This window comes from Roseomonas sp. AR75, assembly GCF_005222815.1.
Taxonomy (GTDB): Bacteria; Pseudomonadota; Alphaproteobacteria; order Acetobacterales; family Acetobacteraceae; genus Falsiroseomonas.
In genome coordinates, this window is record NZ_STGB01000001.1 from 1,462,097 (window position 1) to 1,482,284 (window position 20,188).

Sequence of the window (20,188 nt, forward strand, 5' to 3'; positions counted from 1 at the left end):
CCCGCAGTGCGGGGGAGGGCTGGGGTGGGGGCTGCTTCTGACCGGGAGAGTGCGGGCCCGCGGCGCTCAGGACAAGGCGGCGTCCGGAACCTTGGCCTTCACCGGAATCTTCAGGTAGCGCACGCCATTCGCTTCCGCCGCCGGGAAGCGTCCGGCGCGGATGTTCACCTGGATCGAGGGCAGCAGCAGCGTCGGCGCCGAGAGCTTCGCGTCGCGTTGCGTGCGGAAGGCGACGAAGTCCTCCTCGGTCTTGCCGTCCTTCACATGCGGGTTCTGCGCGCGCTGCTCGGCGACGGTGCTCTGCCAGGCGAAGGCATCCCGCCCCGGCGCCTTGTAGTCATGGCACATCCACAGCCGAGTCTCCGGCGGCAGCGACAGCAGGCGGCGGATCGAGCGGTACAGCGTATGCGCGTCGCCGCCCGGAAAGTCCGCCCGCGCCGTGCCGTAGTCGTGCATGAAGATCGTGTCGCCGACGAAGACGTCGGAGACGCCCTTCGGTTCCGATTGCGGCGGCAGGATGCGATAGGCGACGCAGGCCGGCGTGTGGCCGGGCAGATGCATCACCTCCACATCCAGCGTGCCGATACGGAAGCGCTCGCCGTCGCGAAACAGGTGGTCGAAGTCGCCGCCCTCCGGCAGCATGTCCTGCAGGTTGAAGACCGGGCGGAAGATGGTCTGCACCTGCTTCACGCCCTCACCGATGCCGATGCGCGCGCCAGTCTCGCGTTTGATCCAGGGCGAGGCGGTGAGGTGATCCGCATGGACATGCGTCTCCAGCACCCAGTCCAGCGTCACGCCCTCGTCGCGCGCCGCGTCGAGAATCGCCCTGGCCGATTTCAGGTCGGCCTCGCCGCTGCGGTTGTCCCAGTCCAGCACGGGATCGATCACCGCGCCGCGCTTCGTCGCAGGGTCCCAGACCAGGTAGCTGACCGTGTTGGTCGGCTCGTCGAAGAATGCCCGGATCGCCGGGCCGCTATCCATTGCCATGCCGTCCTCCCGCCAAGGCGGGTGGGAGCATATCCTACTCCCCCGCCAGGCCGTCAGCCCCTGTTGCGCAGGGCCATCAGAACCCGTTCCGGGGTGGCGGGCAGGTCGAGCGCCGGCGTCCCGATGGCATCCTTCAGCGCGTTCCACACACTGGTCGCGAGAAGCAGCGGCGGCTCGCCCACGGCTTTCGAGCGGAAGATCGTGTCCACCCGCGCCGGCGCGCTTTCCAGCAGCCGCGTCCGGAACACCGGCGGCACGTCGCGCGATCCGGGTATCTTGTACGTCGAGGGGCCGACGGTACGCAGGCACCCCTGCGCGTCCCACCACAACTCCTCGCAGGTCAGCCAGCCCATGCCCTGCACGAAGGCGCCCTCGATCTGTCCGAGATCCACCGCCGGATTCAGGCTGCGGCCGCAATCCTGCAGCAGGTCGGCGCGCAGGCAGCGATGCTCGCCGGTCAGCGTGTCCACCACCACCTCCGCCACCGCCGCGCCGTAGGAGAAGTAGAAGAACGGCTTTCCTGTCATCGCCACCGGGTCCCAGTGGATGTCGGGCGTGCGGTAATGCCCCGTCGCGGACAGGCTGACGCGTTCCAGGAAGCAAAGCTTGGCGAGCTCGCCGAAATCGAGCCAGCGATTGGCGCCGGCGCGCTCGGCCCAGGCGCGGTTGTCGGCGAAGACCACCGCCTCCGGCGCGATGCCCCATTTCGCCGCGGCCACCTCCGCCATGCGCCCGCGGATCGCGACCGCTGCGTTGTGCGCCGCCCAGCCATTCAGGTCGGAGCCGGTGGAGGCCGCGGTCGGCGCGGTGTTCGGCACCTCCGCGGTGGAGGTCGCGGTGATGGCGACGCGGTCGAGATCGACGCCGAAGGCCTCGGCGACGACCTGCGCGACCTTGACGAACAGTCCCTGCCCCATCTCCGTGCCGCCATGGTTCAGGCGGATGGAGCCGTCGGAATACACATGCACCAGCGCGCCGGCCTGGTTCAGGTGGCGGATGCCGAAGGAGATGCCGAAGCACAGCACCATGCTGCCAAGGCCGCGCCGCAGCGTCGGGTGCTGCGCGTTGAAGGCTGCGATCTCCGCGCGGCGGCGATCCCATTCGGACTCGGCCTTGGCTTCCGCCCAGACGCGCGCGATCAGGTCGCCTTCCACCCGCTGGCCGTAGGGCAGTTCGTCGCTGTTCCCGCCGACGCCCAGGAAGTTGCGCGCGCGCACCTCCTCCGGCGTGCGCCCCAGCGCCGCGGCAACGCGATGCACCACGTCTTCCATCAGCAGCGCGCCCTGCGGGCCGCCGAAGCCGCGGAACGCAGTGTTGGAGACGGTGTTGGTCCTCACCGCGCGCGCGGTGATCGCCACGGCCGGCACGTCGCAGCAATTCACCGCATGGGTCACCGCGCGGAACACCACGCCGCCGGACATGTCCAGGCTCCATCCGCCATCGGCGGCAAGCAGCGCCTCCAGCCCCGTGATGCGCCCGGTCTCGTCGAAGCCCGCGGTCCAGCGATAGAGGAAGGGATGGCGCTTGCCGGTAGCGATCATGTCGGCGCGGCGCGGCAAGCGCAGCTTCACCGGCTTCCCCGTGACGCGCGCCCCGATCGCCGCCGCGGCGGCCACCCAGCTTGCGTTGCTTTCCTTGCCGCCGAAGCCGCCGCCCATGCGCCGGCAGGTCGCCGTCACCTGGTTGTAACCGGCGCCAAGCACGCGGGCGACGATGTGCTGCACCTCCGAGGGATGCTGCGTCGAGGAGACCACGGCCATGTCGCCGCCCTCGCCCGGCGTCGCCAGCGCCACCTGGCCTTCCAGGTAGAAATGCTCCTGCCCGCCGGCGCGGAATTCCGCGGAAAGCCGGCGCGGCGCCGCGGCGATGGCGGCGGCCGCATCACCGCGCCGGATCACCTGCGGCGGCACCACGTCCTGCCCAAGCTCCAGCGCCCGCTCGATGGTCAGCACCGGCTCCAGCGGTGCGATCTCGGCCTGCACGGCGGCCGCGGCGCGCAGCGCCTGGTCGCGCGTGCCGGCAACGACCATCGCCAACGGCATGCCGGCGAATTCCACCACCGGATCGGCGAAGAGTTTTTCCTTCTGGGTCGCCGGGCCGATGTCGTTCTCGCCCGGCACGTCGCCGGCAGCGATGATCGCGACCACGCCCGGCATCGCCCGCGCGGCCTCCATGCGCAGCGCCGTCAACGTGCCATGCGCCACGGTGGAGAGTACCAGCGCCGCATGCAGCGTGCCCGGCACCTCCGGGATGTCGTCGGCGTAGCGCGCCGCGCCGGTGGTGTGCTTCAGCGCGCTGTCGTGGCGCAGCGCGGCGCCGACGGACTTCGTCGCGATCCCGTCCATCACGCGATCTCCAGAGCGGTCACGTCATGCACCAGCTCGGGCCGCGTCGCGCGGAGATGCAGCCGCCGCAGCAGCCCCTGCGCCACCGCCAGGCGATAGGCCGCGCTGCCGCGCCAATCCGACAGCGGCGCGATGTCCTGCGCCAGCGCCGCGGCCGCCGCCTCCACCGCCGCCGCATCGAAGGGCTCGCCCAGCAGCGCCGCCTCCGCGCCCGCCGCGCGGATCACCGTCGCGCCGACGCCGCCGAAGGCGAGCCGCGCCTCCGCCACCACCCCCGCCGCGACGCGCACCAGCATCGCAGCGCCCACCGTCGCGATGTCCTGGTCATGCCGCTTGCTGATCTTTTCGCACGCCAGCAGCGCATCGGGTGCGGGACGCGGGATGAACACGCGGAGGATCACCTCATCCGCCGCCAGCGCGTTGCGGCGATACCCGGTGAGGAACTCGGCGACGGGCATCGTGCGCTCGCCCCGCACCGAGCCCAGCGTCACCGTCGCGCCCAGCGCCACCAGCGGCGGCAGCGCATCCCCGATCGGCGAGGCCGTGCCGAGATTGCCGCCCAGCGTGCCGAGCCCGCGGATCTGCCGCGAGCCCAGCCGCGCCAGCAGCGCCGCCAGCGGACCGAACCCCGCCTCCGCCCGGCAGAGATCGAGCAGCCGCGCATAGGACACCGCCGCGCCGAGCCTCAGCCCCGCTTCCGTCGCCTGCACGGCGTGCATCTCCGGCACGTTCAGCAGGCAGGTCACCGCCCCCGGCACCTCCCGATGGTCGGAGACACGCAGCCCGAGATCGGTGCCGCCCGCCAGCAGCCAGGCCTCCGGGTGCGCCGCGCGCAGCTCCAGCAACTCGGGCAGCGTCGCCGGCGCCCAGAACACCTGCCCCGGCGCCTCGAACCGCGCCGAACCCGGCGCCGCCAGCGCCGGCGCCGGCGCCGCGTCGTCCGAAACACCGGAAAACACCTCGACGATCGGCCGGTAGCCGGTGCAACGACAGAGATTGCCGGCCAGCGCCTCATGCACCTCCCCGCCCACCCGGGCATGCGCCCAGGCGGACATGACGATCCCCGGCGTGCAGAAGCCGCATTGCGTGCCGTCGCTCTCGGCCATCGCCACCTGGATCGGATGCGCCGCGCCATCCGGCGCGCGAAGCCCTTCCACCGTGCGCACCGCGCGCCCATGCACCTGGCCGAGCAGCGTCAGGCAGGCATTGATCGGCGTGCGCCCACCGTCCGCCCCCTCCAGCACCACGGTGCAGGCGCCGCAATCGCCCTCCGCGCAGCCCTCTTTCGTCCCGGTCAACCCGGCCGGCCCACGCAGCCAGTCCAGCAGGGACATGGTCGGCGAGGTCCCTGGCGGCAGGCTTTGCGCCCGGCCATTCAGGGTGAAGGCGATCGAGGTGGCGGTCATGCGGCCGAGTTAAGCAAAGCCCGCGCCGCGACCGAAGCCCCGCCTGCGGAAGGGACCGCTTGACCCTGGCCGGGCAGCCCCGCAGCCTCGGCGCGATGAGACGGCTTCGACGATGACACTCGGCTTCCAGCTCCGCCGCCCCCTGCGCGCGCTGTTCGTGCACCAGAACTTTCCAGGGCAATACGCGCATCTCGCCCCCGCGCTGGCGGAACGCGCGGGCGTTCAGGTCTTCGGCATGGGCGAGAAGCCCGGCTACAGCGCCCCCGGCGTCGCCTATTTCGCCTATGGCGCGCCGCGCGGCGCCGGCGAGCAGACGCATCGCTACATCCGCCCGCTGGAAGCCGCGATCCGCCGTGGCCAGCACCTGGCCAATCGCCTGGTGCATCTGCGCGACAAGGAAGGGCTGCGGCCGGATGTGATCGTCTGCCATCCCGGTTGGGGCGAGGGCATGTTCCTGAAGGACGTCTTCCCCCGCGCGAAGACGCTCTATTACTGGGAATTCTACTACAACGCCTTCGGCCAGGACCTCGGCTTCGATCCCGCCCACCCCGTCTCGCTGGACGATGCGGCGCGGGTGCGCACGCTGAACGCGACGCAGCTCATTTCCCTGCAGGTGGCGGATTGGGGCGTCAGCCCGACCCGCTGGCAATGGAGCCGCTACCCCGACTGGGCGCGGCAGCGGATGACGGTGCTGCACGAAGGCGTGGACACCGCCCGCTGCGCGCCCCGCGACGGCGCGGTCTTCCGCACGCCGGAGGGCCGCGAGTTCCGCAAGGGCGACCCGGTCATCTCCTACGTCGCCCGCAACCTGGAGCCCTATCGCGGCTTCCCGTCCTTCATGCAGGCGCTGGAGATCATGCAGCGCGAACGGCCCGATCTTCAGGCCGTGCTTGTCGGCGGCAACGAGGTCTCCTACGGCCGCAAGCCCGATGGCGCGCCGGACTGGAAGACCAAGATTCTGGGCGAGATGGAAGGCCGCCTCGACCTCTCGCGCATCCATTTCACCGGCCGCGTGCCGCATGACGCGCTGCACGACCTGTTCCGCGTGACCGCGGCGCATGTCTACCTCACCTACCCCTTCGTCCTTTCGTGGTCGATGCTGGAGGCGATGGCCTGCGGCGCGCTGGTGGTCGGCTCGGACACGCCGCCGGTGGCGGAAGCCATTACCCATGGCGAGAACGGCCTGCTCGTCCCCTTCTTCGACCCCGAGGCCATCGCGCGCACCGTGCTGGACGTGCTGGCCGACCCCGCCGGCCATGCGCCGCTGGCCGCCGCGGGGCGCCGGAGCATCGTCGATCGCTACGACCTCCGCAGCATCTGCCTGCCGCGCCAGCTCGATCTGGTGGAGCGCTTGGCGGCCGGGGAGGCGCCCAACCCCGGCTGAGCCGGTGCTTTCCGCCCCCGCTGGCCTGGGGTAAGCACCGCGGCCGTTGCGCTGCGCCAGGGAGACGACAGGACCATGCCGGACGAGGCGCCGACCCCGCTGCGGTCCGGCAATTTCGGCGCCGCGCCGCTGCCCATCCCCGGCCCGCTGCTGATCACGCTGCGCCCCTTCGCCGATTCCCGCGGCGCCTTCGCCGAGACCTACAGCCGCCGCGACTTCGCTGCCCTCGGCATCACCGAGGAATTCGTGCAGGACAACCACTCGCTCTCGCGCCAGCCGGGCACCGTCCGCGGCCTGCATTTCCAGGCACCGCCGCACGCCCAGGCGAAGCTGGTCCGGGTGCTGCGGGGCCGCATCCTGGACGTGGCGGTGGATTTGCGCGCCGCATCGCCGACCTTCGGCCGCCACATCGCGGTCGAACTCGCGGCGGAGGATGCGCGCATGCTCTACATTCCCGTGGGCTTCGCGCATGGCTTCGCGACGCGCGCGCCCGACACCGAAGTCGCCTACAAGGCCAGCGCCGCCTATGCGCCGGAGGCCGACCGCGGCATCGCCTGGGACGACCCCGCGCTCGGCATCTCCTGGGGCATCTCGGCAGAGGATGCGGTGCTGTCCGACAAGGACCGCCGCCTGCCGCGCCTCGCCGAACTGGCGAAGCTGTTCTGATGCGCGTGCTGGTCGCCGGCCGCGAGGGCCAGGTCGCCCGCGCCCTGGCATCCGTCCTGCCGCGCGAAGGCCACGCCGTGGTCGCGCTGGAACCGCCGGAGCTCGACATCACCGATGCTGGCTCGATCGAAGCCGCAATGCGGCAGGCGCAGCCGGACCTGGTGGTGAACGCCGCCGCCTACACCGCCGTGGACCGCGCCGAGGACGAGCCGGAGGCCGCCATGGCCGTGAACTGCGACGGCGCCGCGCGGCTGGCCGAGGCGGCCGCCACGCGCGGCCTGCCCGTGCTGCACCTCTCCACCGATTACGTCTTCGACGGCACGAAGGGCGCGCCTTACGTCGAGGCCGACGCGCCCAACCCGCTCGGCGTCTATGGCGCGACCAAGCTGGCGGGCGAGGGCGCGGTGCTGGCCTGCAACCCCCGCAGCCTGATCCTGCGCACGGCCTGGGTGTGCAGCCCTGACGGCGCGAATTTCGTGAAGACGATGCTGCGCCTGGCGGCGGAGCGGCCGGAACTGCGCGTCGTCGCCGACCAGCAGGGCGCACCCACTTTCGCCGAGGACCTGGCCGACGCCATCGCACACCTCGCACCCCGCATGATCGCCGCGCCGGCGGGCGATCCCGGCTTCGGCCTGTTCCACCTCACCGGGGTGCCGCACACGACCTGGCACGGCTTCGCCGCGGCGATCCTGGATGGCGCCGCACGTCGCGGCCATCCGCGGCCGGCGCTTGCCGCCATCGCAACCGCCGACTATCCCACCCGCGCCCGGCGCCCGGCGGATGCCAGGCTGGACTGTGCGCGGATCGGCCGCGTCCACGGCATCGTCCCAGCGGATTGGCGGCTCTCGCTCGCGCGCTGCCTCGATGCGCTGCTCGGCCCCGAGAAGGAACAACAGGCATGAAGGGCATCGTGCTCGCCGGCGGGTCCGGCACCAGGCTGCATCCGGCGACGCTGGCCGTCTCCAAGCAGCTCCTGCCGGTCTACGACAAGCCGATGGTGTACTACCCGCTCAGCGTGCTGATGCTCGCCGGTATCCGCGAGATCATGCTGATCACCACGCCGCATGACATGCCGCTGTTCCAGCGCCTGCTCGGCAGCGGCGAGGCCTGGGGCATCCGCATCGAATACACCGTGCAGGAACGCCCCGACGGCATCGCCCGCGCGCTGATTCTCGCGGAAGAGTTCCTGGCCGGCGCACCCTCCGCCCTCGTGCTCGGCGACAACCTGTTCTATGGCAACGAGCTGGACGAGCAGCTCGCCGCCGCGCGCAACGGCACCGCGGGCCATGGCGCCACCGTCTTCGCCTATCGCGTCGCCGATCCCGAGCGCTACGGCGTGGTGGAATTCGACGCGCAGGGCCGCGCGCTCACCATCGAGGAGAAGCCGAAGGCGCCGCGCTCCAACTGGGCGGTGACGGGCCTCTATTTCTACGATGGCCGCGCGCCGGCCTTCGCCCGCGCCCAGAAGCCATCCGCGCGCGGCGAGCTGGAGATCACCGACCTCAACCGCGCCTATCTCGAGGAAGGCACGCTGCGCGTGACCCAGCTCGGCCGCGGCTTCGCCTGGCTCGACACCGGCACGCATGACAGCCTGCTGGAAGCCGGCGAGTTCGTCCGCGCGATCGAGAAGCGCACCGGGCAGAAGATCGCTGCGCCCGAGGAAGTCGCCTGGCGCATGGGCTTCATCGACGCCGCGCAGCTTCGCCTGCTCGCGCAGCCGCTGCGCAACAGCGGCTACGGCACCTATCTGGAAAACCTGCTGGCACGCGAGGGCGCATGACGACGATGGAGAAGCGTCTGGTCATCGTCGGCGCCGGCCCGGTCGGGCTGGTCCTCGCGCTCCGTCTCGCGACGCTCGGCCTGCCCAGCCTGGTGCTGGAGGCCGAGGCCGATGTCAGCGAGGATCTGCGCGCCTCCACCTTCCACCCGCCGACGCTCGACATGCTGGCGGAACTCGGCCTGGCCGATGCGCTGATCGCGCAGGGGCTGGTGACGCCGACCTGGCAGATCCGCCGCCACGAGGATGGCGCGCGCGCGGTCTTCGACCTGTCCGTGCTGAAGGACGACACAGCGCATCCATACCGGTTGCAGGCGGAACAATGGAAACTGTCCCGCCTTCTGCTCGCCAAGCTGCGCGCGGAGCATGCCGGCACCGTCGAACTCCGCTTCGGCTGCCCCGTTGAGACCGTCGCGCAGGATGCCGATGGCGTGACGCTGGCAGGGCCGCGCCTGGACCCCATCCGCGCGCCCTACGTCGTGGGCTGCGACGGCGCGCGCAGCGTGGTGCGCCGCGCCATGGGCCTCGACTTCCCCGGCGACACCTATCCGGAGACGACGATCCTCGCGACGACGGAATTCGACTTCGCCCAGGTCTTCGAGGGGCTGTCCAACGTCAACTACATCTGGACGCAGCACCCCGCCTTCAGCGGCACCTTCTCCCTGCTGCGCGTGCCGGGAAAGTGGCGCGCCAGCCTCTATCCCGCGCCCGGCGAGACGGTCGAGCAGGCGCTGGAACCCGCCGCCATCGAGCGCAAGCTGCAGGCGATCCACCCCAGGGACACGCGCTACGACGTGCCCGACCTGCGCCCCTATCGCATCCACCAGCGCATCGTCGAACGCTACAACGCGGGACGATTGCTGCTGGCCGGGGATGCTGCGCATCTGAACAGCCCCTCCGGCGGGATGGGCATGAATGGCGGCATCCACGACGCGATCGAGCTTGCCGCCACGCTCGCTGCCCTCTGGCGCGGCGAGGGCGATGCCGCCCTGCTGGACCGCTACACGCGCCGCCGCCGGCCGATCGCGGAGAAGGAGATCATCGCCCAGGCCGACCGCAACCGCGCCCGCATGCGGGAGACGGACCCGGCGCGCCGGGCGGAGATGCTGGCGGAGATGCAGCGCATCGCGGGCGATCCCGTGCGGGCGCGGGAGCATCTGTTGCGCTCCTCGATGATCGCGGGGCTGCGGGCGGCGGCCGCCGTCGCCTGACGCGATCGGGCCTTCATCCCGTTGTCATAAGACTGTAAGAAGGAGGCAACGCGGCGCCGATACCAGCCCGCGGCCAACGCGTCATGGGAGAGGAATAGCCTGATGCACCGCCGTACGCTCATGGCCAGCGCCGCCGCGCTCGGCCTTGCCGGAAGTTTCCGCCCGGCCCTCGCGCAGCAGCGCACCGAGATCCAGTTCTGGCACGGGCTGAGCCAGCCGCTCGGCGGCATGCTGGAAGCCGTCGTGAAGGAATTCAACGACAGCCAGACCCGCTACACCATCGTGCCGAGCTACCGCGGCTCCTATCCGGAGACGATGGTCGCCGCGATCGCGGCCTTCCGCGCGGGGCAGGCGCCGGCGGTGGTGCAGATGTTCGAGGTCGGCACCGGCACGATGATGAACGCCGGCCGCGCCATCATCCCGACCTACCAGCTGCTGGCCAACACCGGCGTGACGATCAATTGGGACGACTTCCTGCCGGGTGTGCGCGGCTACTACGCCGCGGCCGACGGCAAGCAGATGTCCATGCCGTTCAACAGCTCCACCGCGATCACCTACTACAACAAGGACGCCTTCCGCGCGGCCGGGCTGAACCCCGACCAGTTCCCGGAGACCTGGGGCGGCATCGAGGAGGCGATGCGCAAGCTGAAGGCGGCGGGCCCGATGGCGCCGCTCTCGGTCGCATGGCCGACCTGGACGCAGATGGAGCAGTTCAGCGCGATCCATGACATCCCGCTGGCGACCCTCGGCAACGGCTTCGGTGGCCTGAACACCGAGCTGAGCATCAACAACGAACTGATGCTGCGCCACCTGACCAACCTGACGAACTGGCAGAAGGACGGCCTCTTCAAGTACGGCGGCCGCAACAATGCCGGCGAGCCCGCCTTCCCCGCCGGCGAATGCGCGATCATGCAGACCTCCTCCGGCTTCCGCGCACGGGTCCAGCGCGAGGCGCGGTTCGGCTGGGGCGTGGCGATGCTGCCCTTCTACGAAGGCCGCCGCCCCGCCAACAGCATCATCGGCGGCGCGAGCTTCTGGGTGATGAACAACGGCCCCAACGCCCCGCGCAGCGAGGCCGAGCAGAAGGGCATCGCCGACTTCTTCGCCTTCCTCGCCAAGCCCGACGTCGCGGGCAAGTGGCACATGGACACCGGCTACCTGCCGATCACGAAGACCGGCTTCGAATACGCCAAGTCCACCGGCTTCTACCGCAAGCCGGAGAATGTCGGCGCCGAGGTGCCGATCGAGCAGATGCTGCGCGGCGCCACCACGGAGAACACCCGCGGCATCCGCCTCGGTGGCTTCGTGCAGATCCGCGACATCTGGCAGGAGGAGATGGAGAAGTCCTTCCAGGGCCAGCAGACGCCGCAGCAGGCGCTGGTCGCCATGACCACGCGCGGCAACCAGGTGCTGCGCAACTTCGAGCGGGCGAACCGCGGCTGACCACGTGCCGTAACGTCCCGCGTGGCATCCTTGCCGCGCGGGCCGGGGGGTTTAAGGGGGGCTGGCACTGCCCCCCTTTCCGCCCGGCAGCTAGGGTTGGTGTGGCGGCTAGCTGACGGGCGGACGAATCTCCATGCGCAAGAAGGTCATCTTCAAGGGCGTCGCCCTACCCTACCTGCTGCTGCTGCCGCAGCTTCTGATCACCGCGGTGTTCTTCTTCTGGCCGGCGGGCCAGGCGATCTACGGATCGTTCCTGCGGGAGGACGCCTTCGGCCTCTCGCGCGACTTCGTCGGCTTCGCGAATTTCGCCGAGATCTTCGCCGACCCGAACTACCTTGGCGTCGTGTGGAACACGGTCGTATTCTCGGGCTCCGTCGCCTTCTCGGCGCTCGCCGTGGCGCTGTTCCTCGCGGTGCAGGCGGACAAGGCGATCCGCGGCGCCGATGCCTACAAGACCCTGCTGATCTGGCCCTATGCCGTGGCACCGGCCATCGCCGCGGTGCTCTGGCTCTTCATGTTCCACCCGCAGATCGGCCTCTTCGGCCGCCTGCTGAACGGCATGGGCGTGCCCTGGGACTACAAGCTCAACGGCAACCAGGCGATGCTGCTGGTGATCGTCGCCGCGGCGTGGAAGCAGGTGAGCTACAACTTCATCTTCTTCCTCGCCGGCCTGCAATCCATCCCCCGTTCGGTGCTGGAGGCGGCCGCCATCGACGGCGCGCGGCCGACGCGGCGTTTCTGGACGGTGGTGTTCCCCCTGCTGGCGCCGACCGGCTTCTTCCTTCTGGTGGTGAACATCGTCTACGCCTTCTTCGACACCTTCGGAACGATCCACGCGCTGACGCAGGGTGGCCCCGGCCAGGCAACGACGACGCTGATCTACCGGGTGTATCTGGACGGCGTGCAGAACCTGAACTTCGGCTCCTCCGCCGCGCAGAGCGTGATCCTGATGGCCATCGTGATCGCCCTGACCGCGATCCAGTTCCGCTTCATCGAGCGGAAGGTGCATTATTGATGGCGCTCGTTTCGCCGCGAAAGCCCTCTCCACCCGCAGGGGGGAGAGGGTTGGGTGAGGGGGGCGCAGGCTCAGCGATGCGCGCGCGCAGTTGCGACCGCGACGATATCCGCCAGAACGCCGTCCAGGTTCTCGACGACCTCCGAGTTCCAGTAGCGCAGCACGCGCCAGCCCGCCGCCTGCAGCGCCGCATCGCGTGCCGCGTCACGCTGGCCACCGTGCTGCCCGCCATCCACCTCGACGACGAGCCGCGCCTCGATGCAGGCGAAGTCCACGGTGAAAGGCGGAATAGGATGCTGCCGGCGGAATTTGAAGGCCGCCTGCCGGCTGCGCAGCGCGGCCCAGAGCGCGCGTTCCGCGTCCGTGGGTTCGCGCCAGAGGGCGCGTGCCCTTCGATGCTGAGGGCGACCGGGCATGGGCGCCTACGCTACTCCCCCACGCCCCCCTCACCCAACCCTCTCCCCCCCGCGGGTGGAGAGGGCTTTCGGGGTCCGCTGCCATGCTGATGCGCGACACCACCGCACAGGATCTCGCCCTCGCGCGTGCCACGGAACGGCGACAGTCGCGCAGTAGGTGGCTGGCGCATGCCGTGCTCGCGCTCGGCGTGCTGGTCTTCGCCTTCCCGATCTGGGTCACAATCGTCGGATCCAGCCACGACGCCAGCACCATCGGCCGTGGCGACATGCCGCTGTGGTTCGGCGGCGAGGCTGTGGCGAACTACGTCTCCGCCTGGGTCAGCGGCGGCACCGCGCGGCGCACCACGGGCGGGCTGCCCGCCTGGCTGATGCTGTGGAACAGCCTCAACATGGCCGTGCTGATCGCGGTCGGGAAGATCGCGATCTCCCTGCTCTCGGCCTATGCCGTGGTGTTCTTCTCCTTCCCCGGCCGCATGGTCTGCTTCTGGCTGATCTTCATCACGCTCATGCTGCCGGTCGAGGTGCGGATCATCCCCACCTTCGAGGTGATGGTGAACCTGCAGCTCACCAACACCATGACCGGCCTCGTCGTGCCGCTGATCGCCTCCGCCACCGCGACGCTGCTGTTCCGCCAGTTCTTCCTCACCATTCCCGACGAGTACGTCGAGGCCGCGAAGATCGACGGCGCCGGCCCGCTGCGCTTCTTCAAGGACGTGGTGCTGCCGCTCAGCGTCACGAACATCGCGGCGCTGTTCGTCATCCTCTTCATCTATGGCTGGAACCAGTATCTCTGGCCGCTGCTCATCGTGACGGACAAGGACCTGACCACCGTCGTGGTCGGCATCACCAAGATGATCGGCAATGGCGACGCGCAGAACGAGTGGAACATCATCATGGCCACCTCGGTGCTCGCCCTGCTGCCGCCCGTCGCGGTGGTGATCTTCATGCAGCGCTGGTTCGTGAAGGGCCTGACGGAGACCGAGAAGTAATGGCCACCCTCACCCTCTCCGGCATCCGCAAATCCTTCGGCGCCACGCAGGTTCTGCACGGCATCGACCTCGATGTCGCCGATGGCGAGATGATCGTCGTCGTCGGCGCCTCCGGCTGCGGCAAGTCCACGCTGCTGCGCATCGTCGCCGGGCTGGAGACGCCCACCGCGGGCAGCGTGCTGATCGATGGCCGCGACGTCACCCGCCTGGAACCGGCGGACCGCGACATCGCCATGGTGTTCCAGAACTACGCGCTCTATCCGCACATGTCCGTCTTCGACAACATGGCCTACGGCCTGCGCATCCGCGGCATGCCCACGGCCGAGATCCGCAAGCGCGTGGCGGATGCGGCCGAGATGCTGGAGATCGCGCAGCTGCTCGACCGCAAGCCGCGCCAGCTCTCTGGCGGCCAGCGACAGCGCGTCGCCATGGGCCGCGCCGTGGTGCGGGAACCCAAGCTCTTCCTGTTCGACGAGCCGCTGTCGAACCTCGACGCCAAGCTGCGCGTGCAGATGCGCGCCGAGATCCGCCGCCTGCAGAAGCGCCTCGGCGTCACCAGCCTCTTCGTCACGCATGACCAGGTGGAAGCCATGACGCTGGGCGACCGGCTGGTGGTGATGCATCAGGGCCGCGCCGCGCAGGTGGCGGCGCCGATGGAGGTCTGGGGCACGCCCGCCGACACCTACGTCGCCGGCTTCATCGGCTCCCCCGCCATGAATTTTCTCTCGGCCGCCCTCTCGGATGGCGGTCGGGCAGCGAGTCTGAAGGCCGGCCCGACCCTGCCCTTCGCCGATGGCCCGCGCGCCGCCGCCGACGGCACGCCGCTGACCATCGGCATCCGCCCCGAGCATGTCGAGCATCGCCCGGAGGCTGCCGACGCCATCCCGCTCAGCGTGGACCTGGTCGAGCCGCTCGGCTCGGAGACCGTGATCCACGGCCACCTGCCCGGCGGCGAGTCGCTGGTCGCGCGCCTGCCGCTTGCGGCCGGTGCCATCGGCGATGTTCTTCCCGTCGGCCTGCCGCCCGCCGAATGGCATGTCTTCGGCACGGAGGGCTCCCGCCTGCCGGCGCGCCAGGGCGTGGCAGCGGCCGCGTCCCGCTGACCTCCGCGGGCCTGCCGGGCGGCGCGACTCGTCGCCCCGTGCCATGCTGGCGAGGTGCCGCTGCCCGATAGCCTCGCCCGCCGCCGCCTCTGCCTGATCGCCCCCGGCCCGGATCGCGATCCGGAGACCGACCGCATCATGCGCCGCCTCGCCGCGCTCGCCGCCGAAGCCGGCGCGGAAGCGGTGCTGCTCACCCCCGAAGCGTCCATGCCCGCCGCGCCCGAGCCAGGTCCCGTGCCGCGCCTGCCCTGCCCGACCCCGCCGCAAGAGGCGCTGCACGCCGCCGCCGCCCTGCGGGAGGCACTCGGTGTCGTGCAGCGGCTGCGCGCGCTGCGGCCAGAACTCGTGGTGGCGGCCGAAGCGGGCGGGCTCGGCTATGCCGTGGCGGCGCTGCGCAGGCTCGGGCTCGACTTCGTCGCCACGCGGCTCCTCGTGCTCGGCACCGGGCCGCGCGGTTTCCGCGCCGCGCTGGATGGTCGCCCGCCCGCCGGCCGGGAGGATCTGGCGCTCGACCATCTCGAACGCTGCAGCCTCGCCTGGGCGGATGCGGCGGTCATCGCCGCGCCGGACCTCGCGGATTGGCTGCGGCGCGAGGAGTGGTCCCTGCCGGCGGTGCTGCACCACATGCCGCCCCCCGCACCGCGGGCACTCCAGGCGATCAGCGGGCGCGGCACCGCCACCAGCGAACCGGCCGCGGAGCCCGAGATCCTGTTCCCCGGCGATCTCCGCCGCGGCGCGGGGCTGCCGCTGCTCGTCCAGGCGCTGCGGCGCCTTCCGGCGGAGCGGCGCACCGGCCTGCGCGTGACGCTGCTCGGGCGCCAGCCGCGCGAGCCCTGGGCCTGGCCCGCCATGCCCTGGCTCGCCGCCGCCATGCCGCCCGGCCTCGACTGGCGGGTGGAGGCGCCGCCGCAAGGCGCCAGTGCCCTTGCGGCCCGGCTCGCTCGCCCCGGCAGCATCGTGGTGGCGCCGGGCAGGCTGCCGCCGGACGAGGCCACGCGGCTCTGCCGCGCCACCGGCATCCCGGTCATCGCGCCGGACAGCGTCGCACCCCGGCCGGGGCCGCTGGCCGAGGCGATCGCGCAGGCGCTGGACCGCGGGCTGCCCGCTGCTGCCGCCGAGCCCGACGCCTTCGGCGGCCGGGCCGCCTGGGCCGCGCTGCTTGCCGCGACGCTAGACCTGCCGCTGCCCAGCCCGGCCGAGCCCGGGCCGCTGGACGGCGCCGCGGTCAGCGTCGTCCTGATCCACCGCAACCGCCCGGCGCTGCTCGCCCAGGCGCTGGACGGGCTGCGCGCCCAGACCCTGCCGGGCTTCGAGGTGGTGCTGGTCGATGACGGCTCCGACCAGCCTGCCGCGCTCGCCGCGCTGGATGCGCTCGAACCCGACTTCGCCGAACGCGGCTGGCGCATCCTGCGCCAGGAGAATGGCTGGGCGGCGGCGGCGCGGAATGCCGGCTGGCGCGCCTCGCGCGGGCGCTGGGTGCTGTTCCACGACGACGACAACATCGCCATGCCGCACCAGCTTGCCACGCTGCTGGCGGCGGCGCGGCATTCCGGCGCCGCCGTCGTCTCCTGCTTCCCGGCGATGTTCCGCGGCGACACGCCGCCGGCCGAGGAGGCGGCGCCGCTCTTCACCCTCGGCATGCTCGGCGACGCGCTCGCCGCTGCCGTCTTCGACAACGTGCTGGGCGACATGCATGCGCTGGTGCGGCGCGACCTGCTGGAGGCGATGGACGGGCTGGAGGTGGTGTTCGGCCTCGGCCACGAGGATTGGAGCTTCTTCGCCCGCGCCGCCCTCGCCGGCCATGCCGTGATGGCGGTGCCGGAGGCGCTCTACTGGTACCGGATCGGCACCGATTCCATGACCGGCGAACGCCCCGATGCCGAGCCGGCCTATCGACGCAGCCTGGCGCCCTTCGCCGCGCTGCTGCCGCCGGCGCTGCGCCCGGCGCTCGAACTCGCCGAGGCCGATGTGCGGCGCCTGGCCGCTTCGCGGCAGGACATCGCCCGGCTCTCGGCCGGTCTTGCCGCGGCGGAAGCGCGTGCCGCCGAGGTGGAGCGCCGCGCCGCGGAGGTCGAGGCCGCACGCCACGCCGCGCTCGAGGCGAAGGCGGCCGCGGAGGCGGAACTCGCAGCCCTCGCCGCCACGCTGCGGGCGGAAGCGACGGAGATCGGCGCGTCGCGCTCCATGCGGATCGCGCAGGCGATCGGGCTCGGTCGCGCCCTGCCTGCCGCCGATCCGCCGCACGCCCCGCAGGAACTGGACCGGCTGCGGCGCCTGCGCGCCTCGGCCGGCTGGGAAGCGACGGCGCCGCTCCGCCTGCTCGGCAAGCTGCTCGCGCGGCTTCGCGCCCGCTGACCCCGTCTGGCCGAAGCATGGCCTTCCCGTTACGGTCCTGCGTCAGAGACGCGCCGGAACCTGCGCATCCGGCACGGATCAGAACGACGACCCGGACGAAGGGCTCCGCTCCTGCCAGCCTCCCGCGACGACGCCGACGCCGAGCGCGCCATGCTCCGTGCGCATCTCGCCGCCCTGGCGCCCGCGCTCGAAGCCGCCCGCGCCGAAGCCGAGGCGGCTGGCCGGATCGCGCGGGACCGGGAGGCCGCGGCGGCACGGGCCGAGGCCGCGCTGGGCGCCATGCAGGCGAGCACGTCCTGGCGGGCGACGGCGGGGCTGCGTCGCCTCGCGAAGCTCGCGCGCCGGCTGCGGCCCGCGCTGCCCGATCCGGCCCCACAGCAGGACATGCCGCCGGCACCCGTGCCGGCGGAACACACCGTCGCGCCACAGCCGCCTGCACTGCCCTGGTACGATGCGGCGGAGCCGGAGGTTTCCATCCTCGTCGTCGCCCATGGCCAGGCGGCGCTGACCCAGGCCTGCATCGCCAGCATCCATGCCGCCACCACCGGCCTGCGCTACGAGATCCTGCTGGCCGACAACGGATCCCCGCCTGACGAGCAGGCGCGCCTCGCCGCGATACCCGGCCCCGTCCGACTGCTCCGCATCGCCAAGAACCGCCGCTTCGGCGAGGGTTGCAACATCGCGGCGGAGCAGGCGCGCGGACCGCTGCTCTGCCTGCTCAACAACGACACGGAGGTGACGCCGGGATGGCTCGCCGCGCTGGCGGCGACGCTGCGCGACCATCCCGGATGCGGCGCGGTCGGCGCGCGACTGGTCTTCCCCGATGGCCGCCTGCAGGAGGCCGGCGCGACGCTGCTGCCGGACGGCCATGCGCGCCAGCACGGCAAGTTCGGCGATGCCGCCGACCCCGCCTATGCGACGGGCCGCGAGGTGCACTACGTCTCCGGCGCCTGCCTGCTGATGCGCCGCGCCGACTTCCTCGCGCTCGGCGGCTTCGACCTGCTGTACGAGCCCGGCTACTACGAGGATGCCGATCTCTGCCTGCGGCTGCGTGCGGCAGGCAGGACGGTGCGCTACTGCCCGGATGCGGTGGTGCGCCACCATGAGGGCGTCTCGCATCGCGGCCTGCCGGGCCTGCCGGACAGCATCCGCATCAACCGCGCGAAATTCGTCGCGCGCTGGCGGCAGGGAACGGCCCCTGCACCGCGCAAGGCTGCGCCGCCGACTCCCGCGCCGGGGACGGGCGGCATCCTGCTGCAGGTGCCGGACCCGCTGGTTGCCGGCAGCGGATTGCGCAGCCTGCTCGGCCTCGCCGCCCTGCTCGCCCCGCGGCATCGCGTGGCGCTGCTGCCGGAGGGGCCGTGCAGCCGGATGCGGCTGGATCGCCTCGGCACCGTGCTCGGCCTCGACCTCGCCGCGGTCGCGCTGCTCGACGCGGCGCGTGCGCAGGACTTCGGCGCCGACCTCGTCGTGACGATCGGAGCGGGCATGATGCCGCCGGAGGCACCGCCCGCGCCGCGCCGCATCCATCTCTGCCGCCAGGCGACCCCGCCCGGGCTGCCGGATGCCGCCGCGCTGGCGCGGCTCGCGCGCTGCGACCGGCTGGTCGTGCCCTCCGCCTTCCTGCGCCGGCAGGTCGAGGCCGCCGCACAGGTGGCGGGGATTGCCCTGCCGCCGCTCCGCCTGCTGCCGCCCCTGATCGCGGCAGGTCGCGCGCGCGCGCCGCGACCCTCGGGCGAGGTGCTCGGAATCCTCGCGCTCGGCGCATTCCGCGAGGGCCCCGGCGGCAACGCGCAGGACATGCTGCTCCGCGCCTTCCGGGAGGTGGCGGCAAGCGCGCGGCGGCCGGTCGTGCTGCACTGCGCCGGCGCCACGCATCCGGAACCGCGGCACCAGCGCTTCGTCCAGGCCTGCCGCGATCTCGCCGAGGGCCTGCCGGTGCGCTTCCATCTCGGCCTGGACGACGCGGCGCTGGCGCCGCTGCGGGAAGCCGCCGACCTCGCCTGGCACGGCAGCGGCTTCGGCGTGGATGCAAGCGCGGCACCCTGGCATCTCGAACCCTGCGGCACCACGCTGCGGGAGGCGATGGCCCAGGGCGCGCTGCCCTTCGCGCGCGATGCCGGCGCGCCGGCGGAGCTGATCGAGGATGGCCTCTCCGGCCATCTCTGCGCCGATCCCGGCGCGCTCGCGCGGCGCACGCTCGATGCCATCGCCGCCTGGGACTCGCCGTCCGTGCAGGTGATGCGCCATCGCGCGCTGGCAGGGGCGCGGCGCGAGGAGGCCGCCTGGCTGGCGCTCGTGCAGGAAGTGCTGCCGGCGGAGGCCGCGCTCGCCTCATGAACGACGCGGCGATGACCTTCGGTTTCCGCTGCAATCTCTGCGGCGCGGCGAACCTGCCGGATGTGCAGGATGGCCCGGCGCCGGCCTGCGGAGGATGCGGCGGCACCGCGCTGTCGCGCGACATCGCCGCGGCGCTGACGGAACGTCTGTTCGGCGTGCCGCATCCGCTGCCCGCATTGCCGCTGGACGATCCGCGCAGCGGCATCACCATCGGCGCCGCCGCGCGCTGCGTCGGCGCGATGGAGCAGCGCTTCGCCTGCCAGCATGCCGGCGGCGACACGCCGCTCGACCTCGCCAGGCCCGAGGATGCGTCGCTGTGGCTGGCCGCGGATTTCGTGGTCTGCGCAGCGCAGCTTGTCCGCCTGCCGCCGCCCGTCTCGCACGGCTTCGCGCGACTGCACGCGCTGCTGCGCCCCGGCGGGCTGCTGGTGCTGGCCGAGCCCAGCGCGCCGATCGCCACCACCATCGAGCATGTGCCCGCGTATCACGACGCCCGCATCCTCGCCTTCGGCGCACAGCGCGTGCTGGTGAACCGCTCGGCCTCGGGCGCGATCCAGACCTTCGCCGCGCTCGACTTCCCGGACGAGACGGATCGCCCCGTCTTCCGCCGCTTCGCCACCGGCGACCTGCCCGCGCTGCTGGCCGAGGCCGGCTTCCGCGACATCGTGCTGCATGACCCCGCACCCTTCGCCTTCGGCACGACCGGGCGTGAGGGCGGGCCGGTCGTGACCGCCCGGCGCGCGGCGTAGCC

16 protein-coding genes are annotated in these 20,188 nt (G+C 72.0%); 12 read left to right on the top strand and 4 right to left on the bottom strand.

Annotated elements, in window-relative coordinates:
- Positions 1–66: 66 nt before the first annotated feature.
- The 3 genes from E4T13_RS06915 to E4T13_RS06925 are packed head-to-tail and all read right to left on the bottom strand — an operon-like array spanning position 67 to position 4,738.
- Positions 67–987 (bottom strand): MBL fold metallo-hydrolase, encoded by a 921-nt coding sequence (locus E4T13_RS06915; protein WP_206030087.1) that lies wholly within the window; start codon positions 985–987, stop codon positions 67–69.
- Positions 988–1,040: 53 nt separating this feature from the next.
- A complete protein-coding gene (xdhB, locus tag E4T13_RS06920) occupies positions 1,041–3,332 on the bottom strand; it encodes a xanthine dehydrogenase molybdopterin binding subunit (RefSeq protein ID WP_137177457.1) in 2,292 nt (763 codons plus the stop codon).
- Positions 3,332–4,738: an FAD binding domain-containing protein gene (locus tag E4T13_RS06925; RefSeq protein ID WP_137177458.1), complete on the bottom strand. Its 1,407-nt coding sequence runs from the start codon at positions 4,736–4,738 to the stop codon at positions 3,332–3,334. The genes xdhB and E4T13_RS06925 overlap by 1 nt, the downstream gene beginning before the upstream one ends.
- Before the next feature lie 112 nt (positions 4,739–4,850).
- Between E4T13_RS06925 and E4T13_RS06930 the strand changes: the two genes are divergently transcribed.
- From E4T13_RS06930 to ugpA, 7 genes are all read left to right on the top strand, one after another.
- Positions 4,851–6,122: a glycosyltransferase family 4 protein gene (locus E4T13_RS06930; protein WP_240791009.1), complete on the top strand. Its 1,272-nt coding sequence runs from the start codon at positions 4,851–4,853 to the stop codon at positions 6,120–6,122.
- A 75-nt stretch (positions 6,123–6,197) separates the two neighbouring features.
- Positions 6,198–6,788 carry a dTDP-4-dehydrorhamnose 3,5-epimerase gene (rfbC, locus tag E4T13_RS06935; RefSeq protein ID WP_137177459.1) on the top strand — a complete coding sequence of 197 codons (591 nt, stop codon included), beginning with the start codon at positions 6,198–6,200 and terminating at the stop codon, positions 6,786–6,788.
- Positions 6,788–7,690 carry a dTDP-4-dehydrorhamnose reductase gene (rfbD, locus tag E4T13_RS06940; RefSeq protein WP_137177460.1) on the top strand — a complete coding sequence of 301 codons (903 nt, stop codon included), beginning with the start codon at positions 6,788–6,790 and terminating at the stop codon, positions 7,688–7,690. Before rfbC ends, rfbD begins: the two co-directional genes overlap by 1 nt.
- On the top strand, positions 7,687–8,568 hold the full coding sequence (gene rfbA, locus E4T13_RS06945; protein ID WP_137177461.1) for a glucose-1-phosphate thymidylyltransferase RfbA: 882 nt from the start codon (positions 7,687–7,689) through the stop codon (positions 8,566–8,568). The genes rfbD and rfbA overlap by 4 nt, the downstream gene beginning before the upstream one ends.
- On the top strand, positions 8,565–9,776 hold the full coding sequence (locus E4T13_RS06950; protein WP_137177462.1) for an NAD(P)/FAD-dependent oxidoreductase: 1,212 nt from the start codon (positions 8,565–8,567) through the stop codon (positions 9,774–9,776). Before rfbA ends, E4T13_RS06950 begins: the two co-directional genes overlap by 4 nt.
- 102 nt (positions 9,777–9,878) lie before the next feature.
- Positions 9,879–11,219, top strand: coding sequence for a sn-glycerol-3-phosphate ABC transporter substrate-binding protein UgpB (gene ugpB, locus E4T13_RS06955; protein ID WP_137177463.1), 1,341 nt, complete (start codon positions 9,879–9,881; stop codon positions 11,217–11,219).
- A 133-nt stretch (positions 11,220–11,352) separates the two neighbouring features.
- A complete protein-coding gene (ugpA, locus tag E4T13_RS06960; protein ID WP_137177464.1) occupies positions 11,353–12,234 on the top strand; it encodes a sn-glycerol-3-phosphate ABC transporter permease UgpA in 882 nt (293 codons plus the stop codon).
- A 71-nt stretch (positions 12,235–12,305) separates the two neighbouring features.
- On the opposite strand, the gene E4T13_RS06965 is transcribed toward ugpA, so the two are convergent.
- Positions 12,306–12,650 (bottom strand): endonuclease domain-containing protein, encoded by a 345-nt coding sequence (locus tag E4T13_RS06965; protein WP_137177465.1) that lies wholly within the window; start codon positions 12,648–12,650, stop codon positions 12,306–12,308.
- 83 nt (positions 12,651–12,733) lie between these two features.
- Here E4T13_RS06965 and ugpE point away from each other — a divergent pair, with 83 nt between their 5' ends.
- The 5 genes from ugpE (at position 12,734) to E4T13_RS06990 (ending at position 20,186) form a co-directional block, all read left to right on the top strand.
- On the top strand, positions 12,734–13,639 hold the full coding sequence (ugpE, locus tag E4T13_RS06970) for a sn-glycerol-3-phosphate ABC transporter permease UgpE (RefSeq protein ID WP_368773291.1): 906 nt from the start codon (positions 12,734–12,736) through the stop codon (positions 13,637–13,639).
- Positions 13,639–14,742, top strand: coding sequence for an ABC transporter ATP-binding protein (locus tag E4T13_RS06975; protein ID WP_137177466.1), 1,104 nt, complete (start codon positions 13,639–13,641; stop codon positions 14,740–14,742). The genes ugpE and E4T13_RS06975 overlap by 1 nt, the downstream gene beginning before the upstream one ends.
- Positions 14,743–14,796: 54 nt before the next feature.
- The gene (locus E4T13_RS06980) at positions 14,797–17,097 is read left to right on the top strand and encodes a glycosyltransferase family A protein (protein WP_137177467.1); all 2,301 of its coding nucleotides are present in this window, start codon (positions 14,797–14,799) and stop codon (positions 17,095–17,097) included.
- Positions 17,098–17,247: 150 nt separating this feature from the next.
- On the top strand, positions 17,248–19,437 hold the full coding sequence (locus tag E4T13_RS06985) for a glycosyltransferase (RefSeq protein ID WP_137177468.1): 2,190 nt from the start codon (positions 17,248–17,250) through the stop codon (positions 19,435–19,437).
- Positions 19,434–20,186 carry a hypothetical protein gene (locus E4T13_RS06990; protein ID WP_170984842.1) on the top strand — a complete coding sequence of 251 codons (753 nt, stop codon included), beginning with the start codon at positions 19,434–19,436 and terminating at the stop codon, positions 20,184–20,186. The genes E4T13_RS06985 and E4T13_RS06990 overlap by 4 nt, the downstream gene beginning before the upstream one ends.
- Positions 20,187–20,188: the final 2 nt, after the last annotated feature.

Bases quoted from the DNA above. Each gene is read 5' to 3' on its own strand.
- E4T13_RS06990 (WP_170984842.1), top strand. From the start codon at position 19,434: ATGAACGACGCGGCGATGACCTTCGGTTTCCGCTGCAATCTCTGCGGC.
- E4T13_RS06915 (WP_206030087.1), bottom strand. From the start codon at position 987: ATGGCAATGGATAGCGGCCCGGCGATCCGGGCATTCTTCGACGAGCCG.
- E4T13_RS06975 (WP_137177466.1), top strand. From the start codon at position 13,639: ATGGCCACCCTCACCCTCTCCGGCATCCGCAAATCCTTCGGCGCCACG.
- xdhB (WP_137177457.1), bottom strand. From the start codon at position 3,332: ATGGACGGGATCGCGACGAAGTCCGTCGGCGCCGCGCTGCGCCACGAC.
- E4T13_RS06925 (WP_137177458.1), bottom strand. From the start codon at position 4,738: ATGACCGCCACCTCGATCGCCTTCACCCTGAATGGCCGGGCGCAAAGC.
- ugpE (WP_368773291.1), top strand. From the start codon at position 12,734: ATGCTGATGCGCGACACCACCGCACAGGATCTCGCCCTCGCGCGTGCC.
- rfbA (WP_137177461.1), top strand. From the start codon at position 7,687: ATGAAGGGCATCGTGCTCGCCGGCGGGTCCGGCACCAGGCTGCATCCG.
- rfbC (WP_137177459.1), top strand. From the start codon at position 6,198: ATGCCGGACGAGGCGCCGACCCCGCTGCGGTCCGGCAATTTCGGCGCC.
- E4T13_RS06985 (WP_137177468.1), top strand. From the start codon at position 17,248: ATGCTCCGTGCGCATCTCGCCGCCCTGGCGCCCGCGCTCGAAGCCGCC.
- rfbD (WP_137177460.1), top strand. From the start codon at position 6,788: ATGCGCGTGCTGGTCGCCGGCCGCGAGGGCCAGGTCGCCCGCGCCCTG.
- E4T13_RS06965 (WP_137177465.1), bottom strand. From the start codon at position 12,650: ATGCCCGGTCGCCCTCAGCATCGAAGGGCACGCGCCCTCTGGCGCGAA.
- ugpA (WP_137177464.1), top strand. From the start codon at position 11,353: ATGCGCAAGAAGGTCATCTTCAAGGGCGTCGCCCTACCCTACCTGCTG.
- E4T13_RS06930 (WP_240791009.1), top strand. From the start codon at position 4,851: ATGACACTCGGCTTCCAGCTCCGCCGCCCCCTGCGCGCGCTGTTCGTG.
- E4T13_RS06950 (WP_137177462.1), top strand. From the start codon at position 8,565: ATGACGACGATGGAGAAGCGTCTGGTCATCGTCGGCGCCGGCCCGGTC.
- ugpB (WP_137177463.1), top strand. From the start codon at position 9,879: ATGCACCGCCGTACGCTCATGGCCAGCGCCGCCGCGCTCGGCCTTGCC.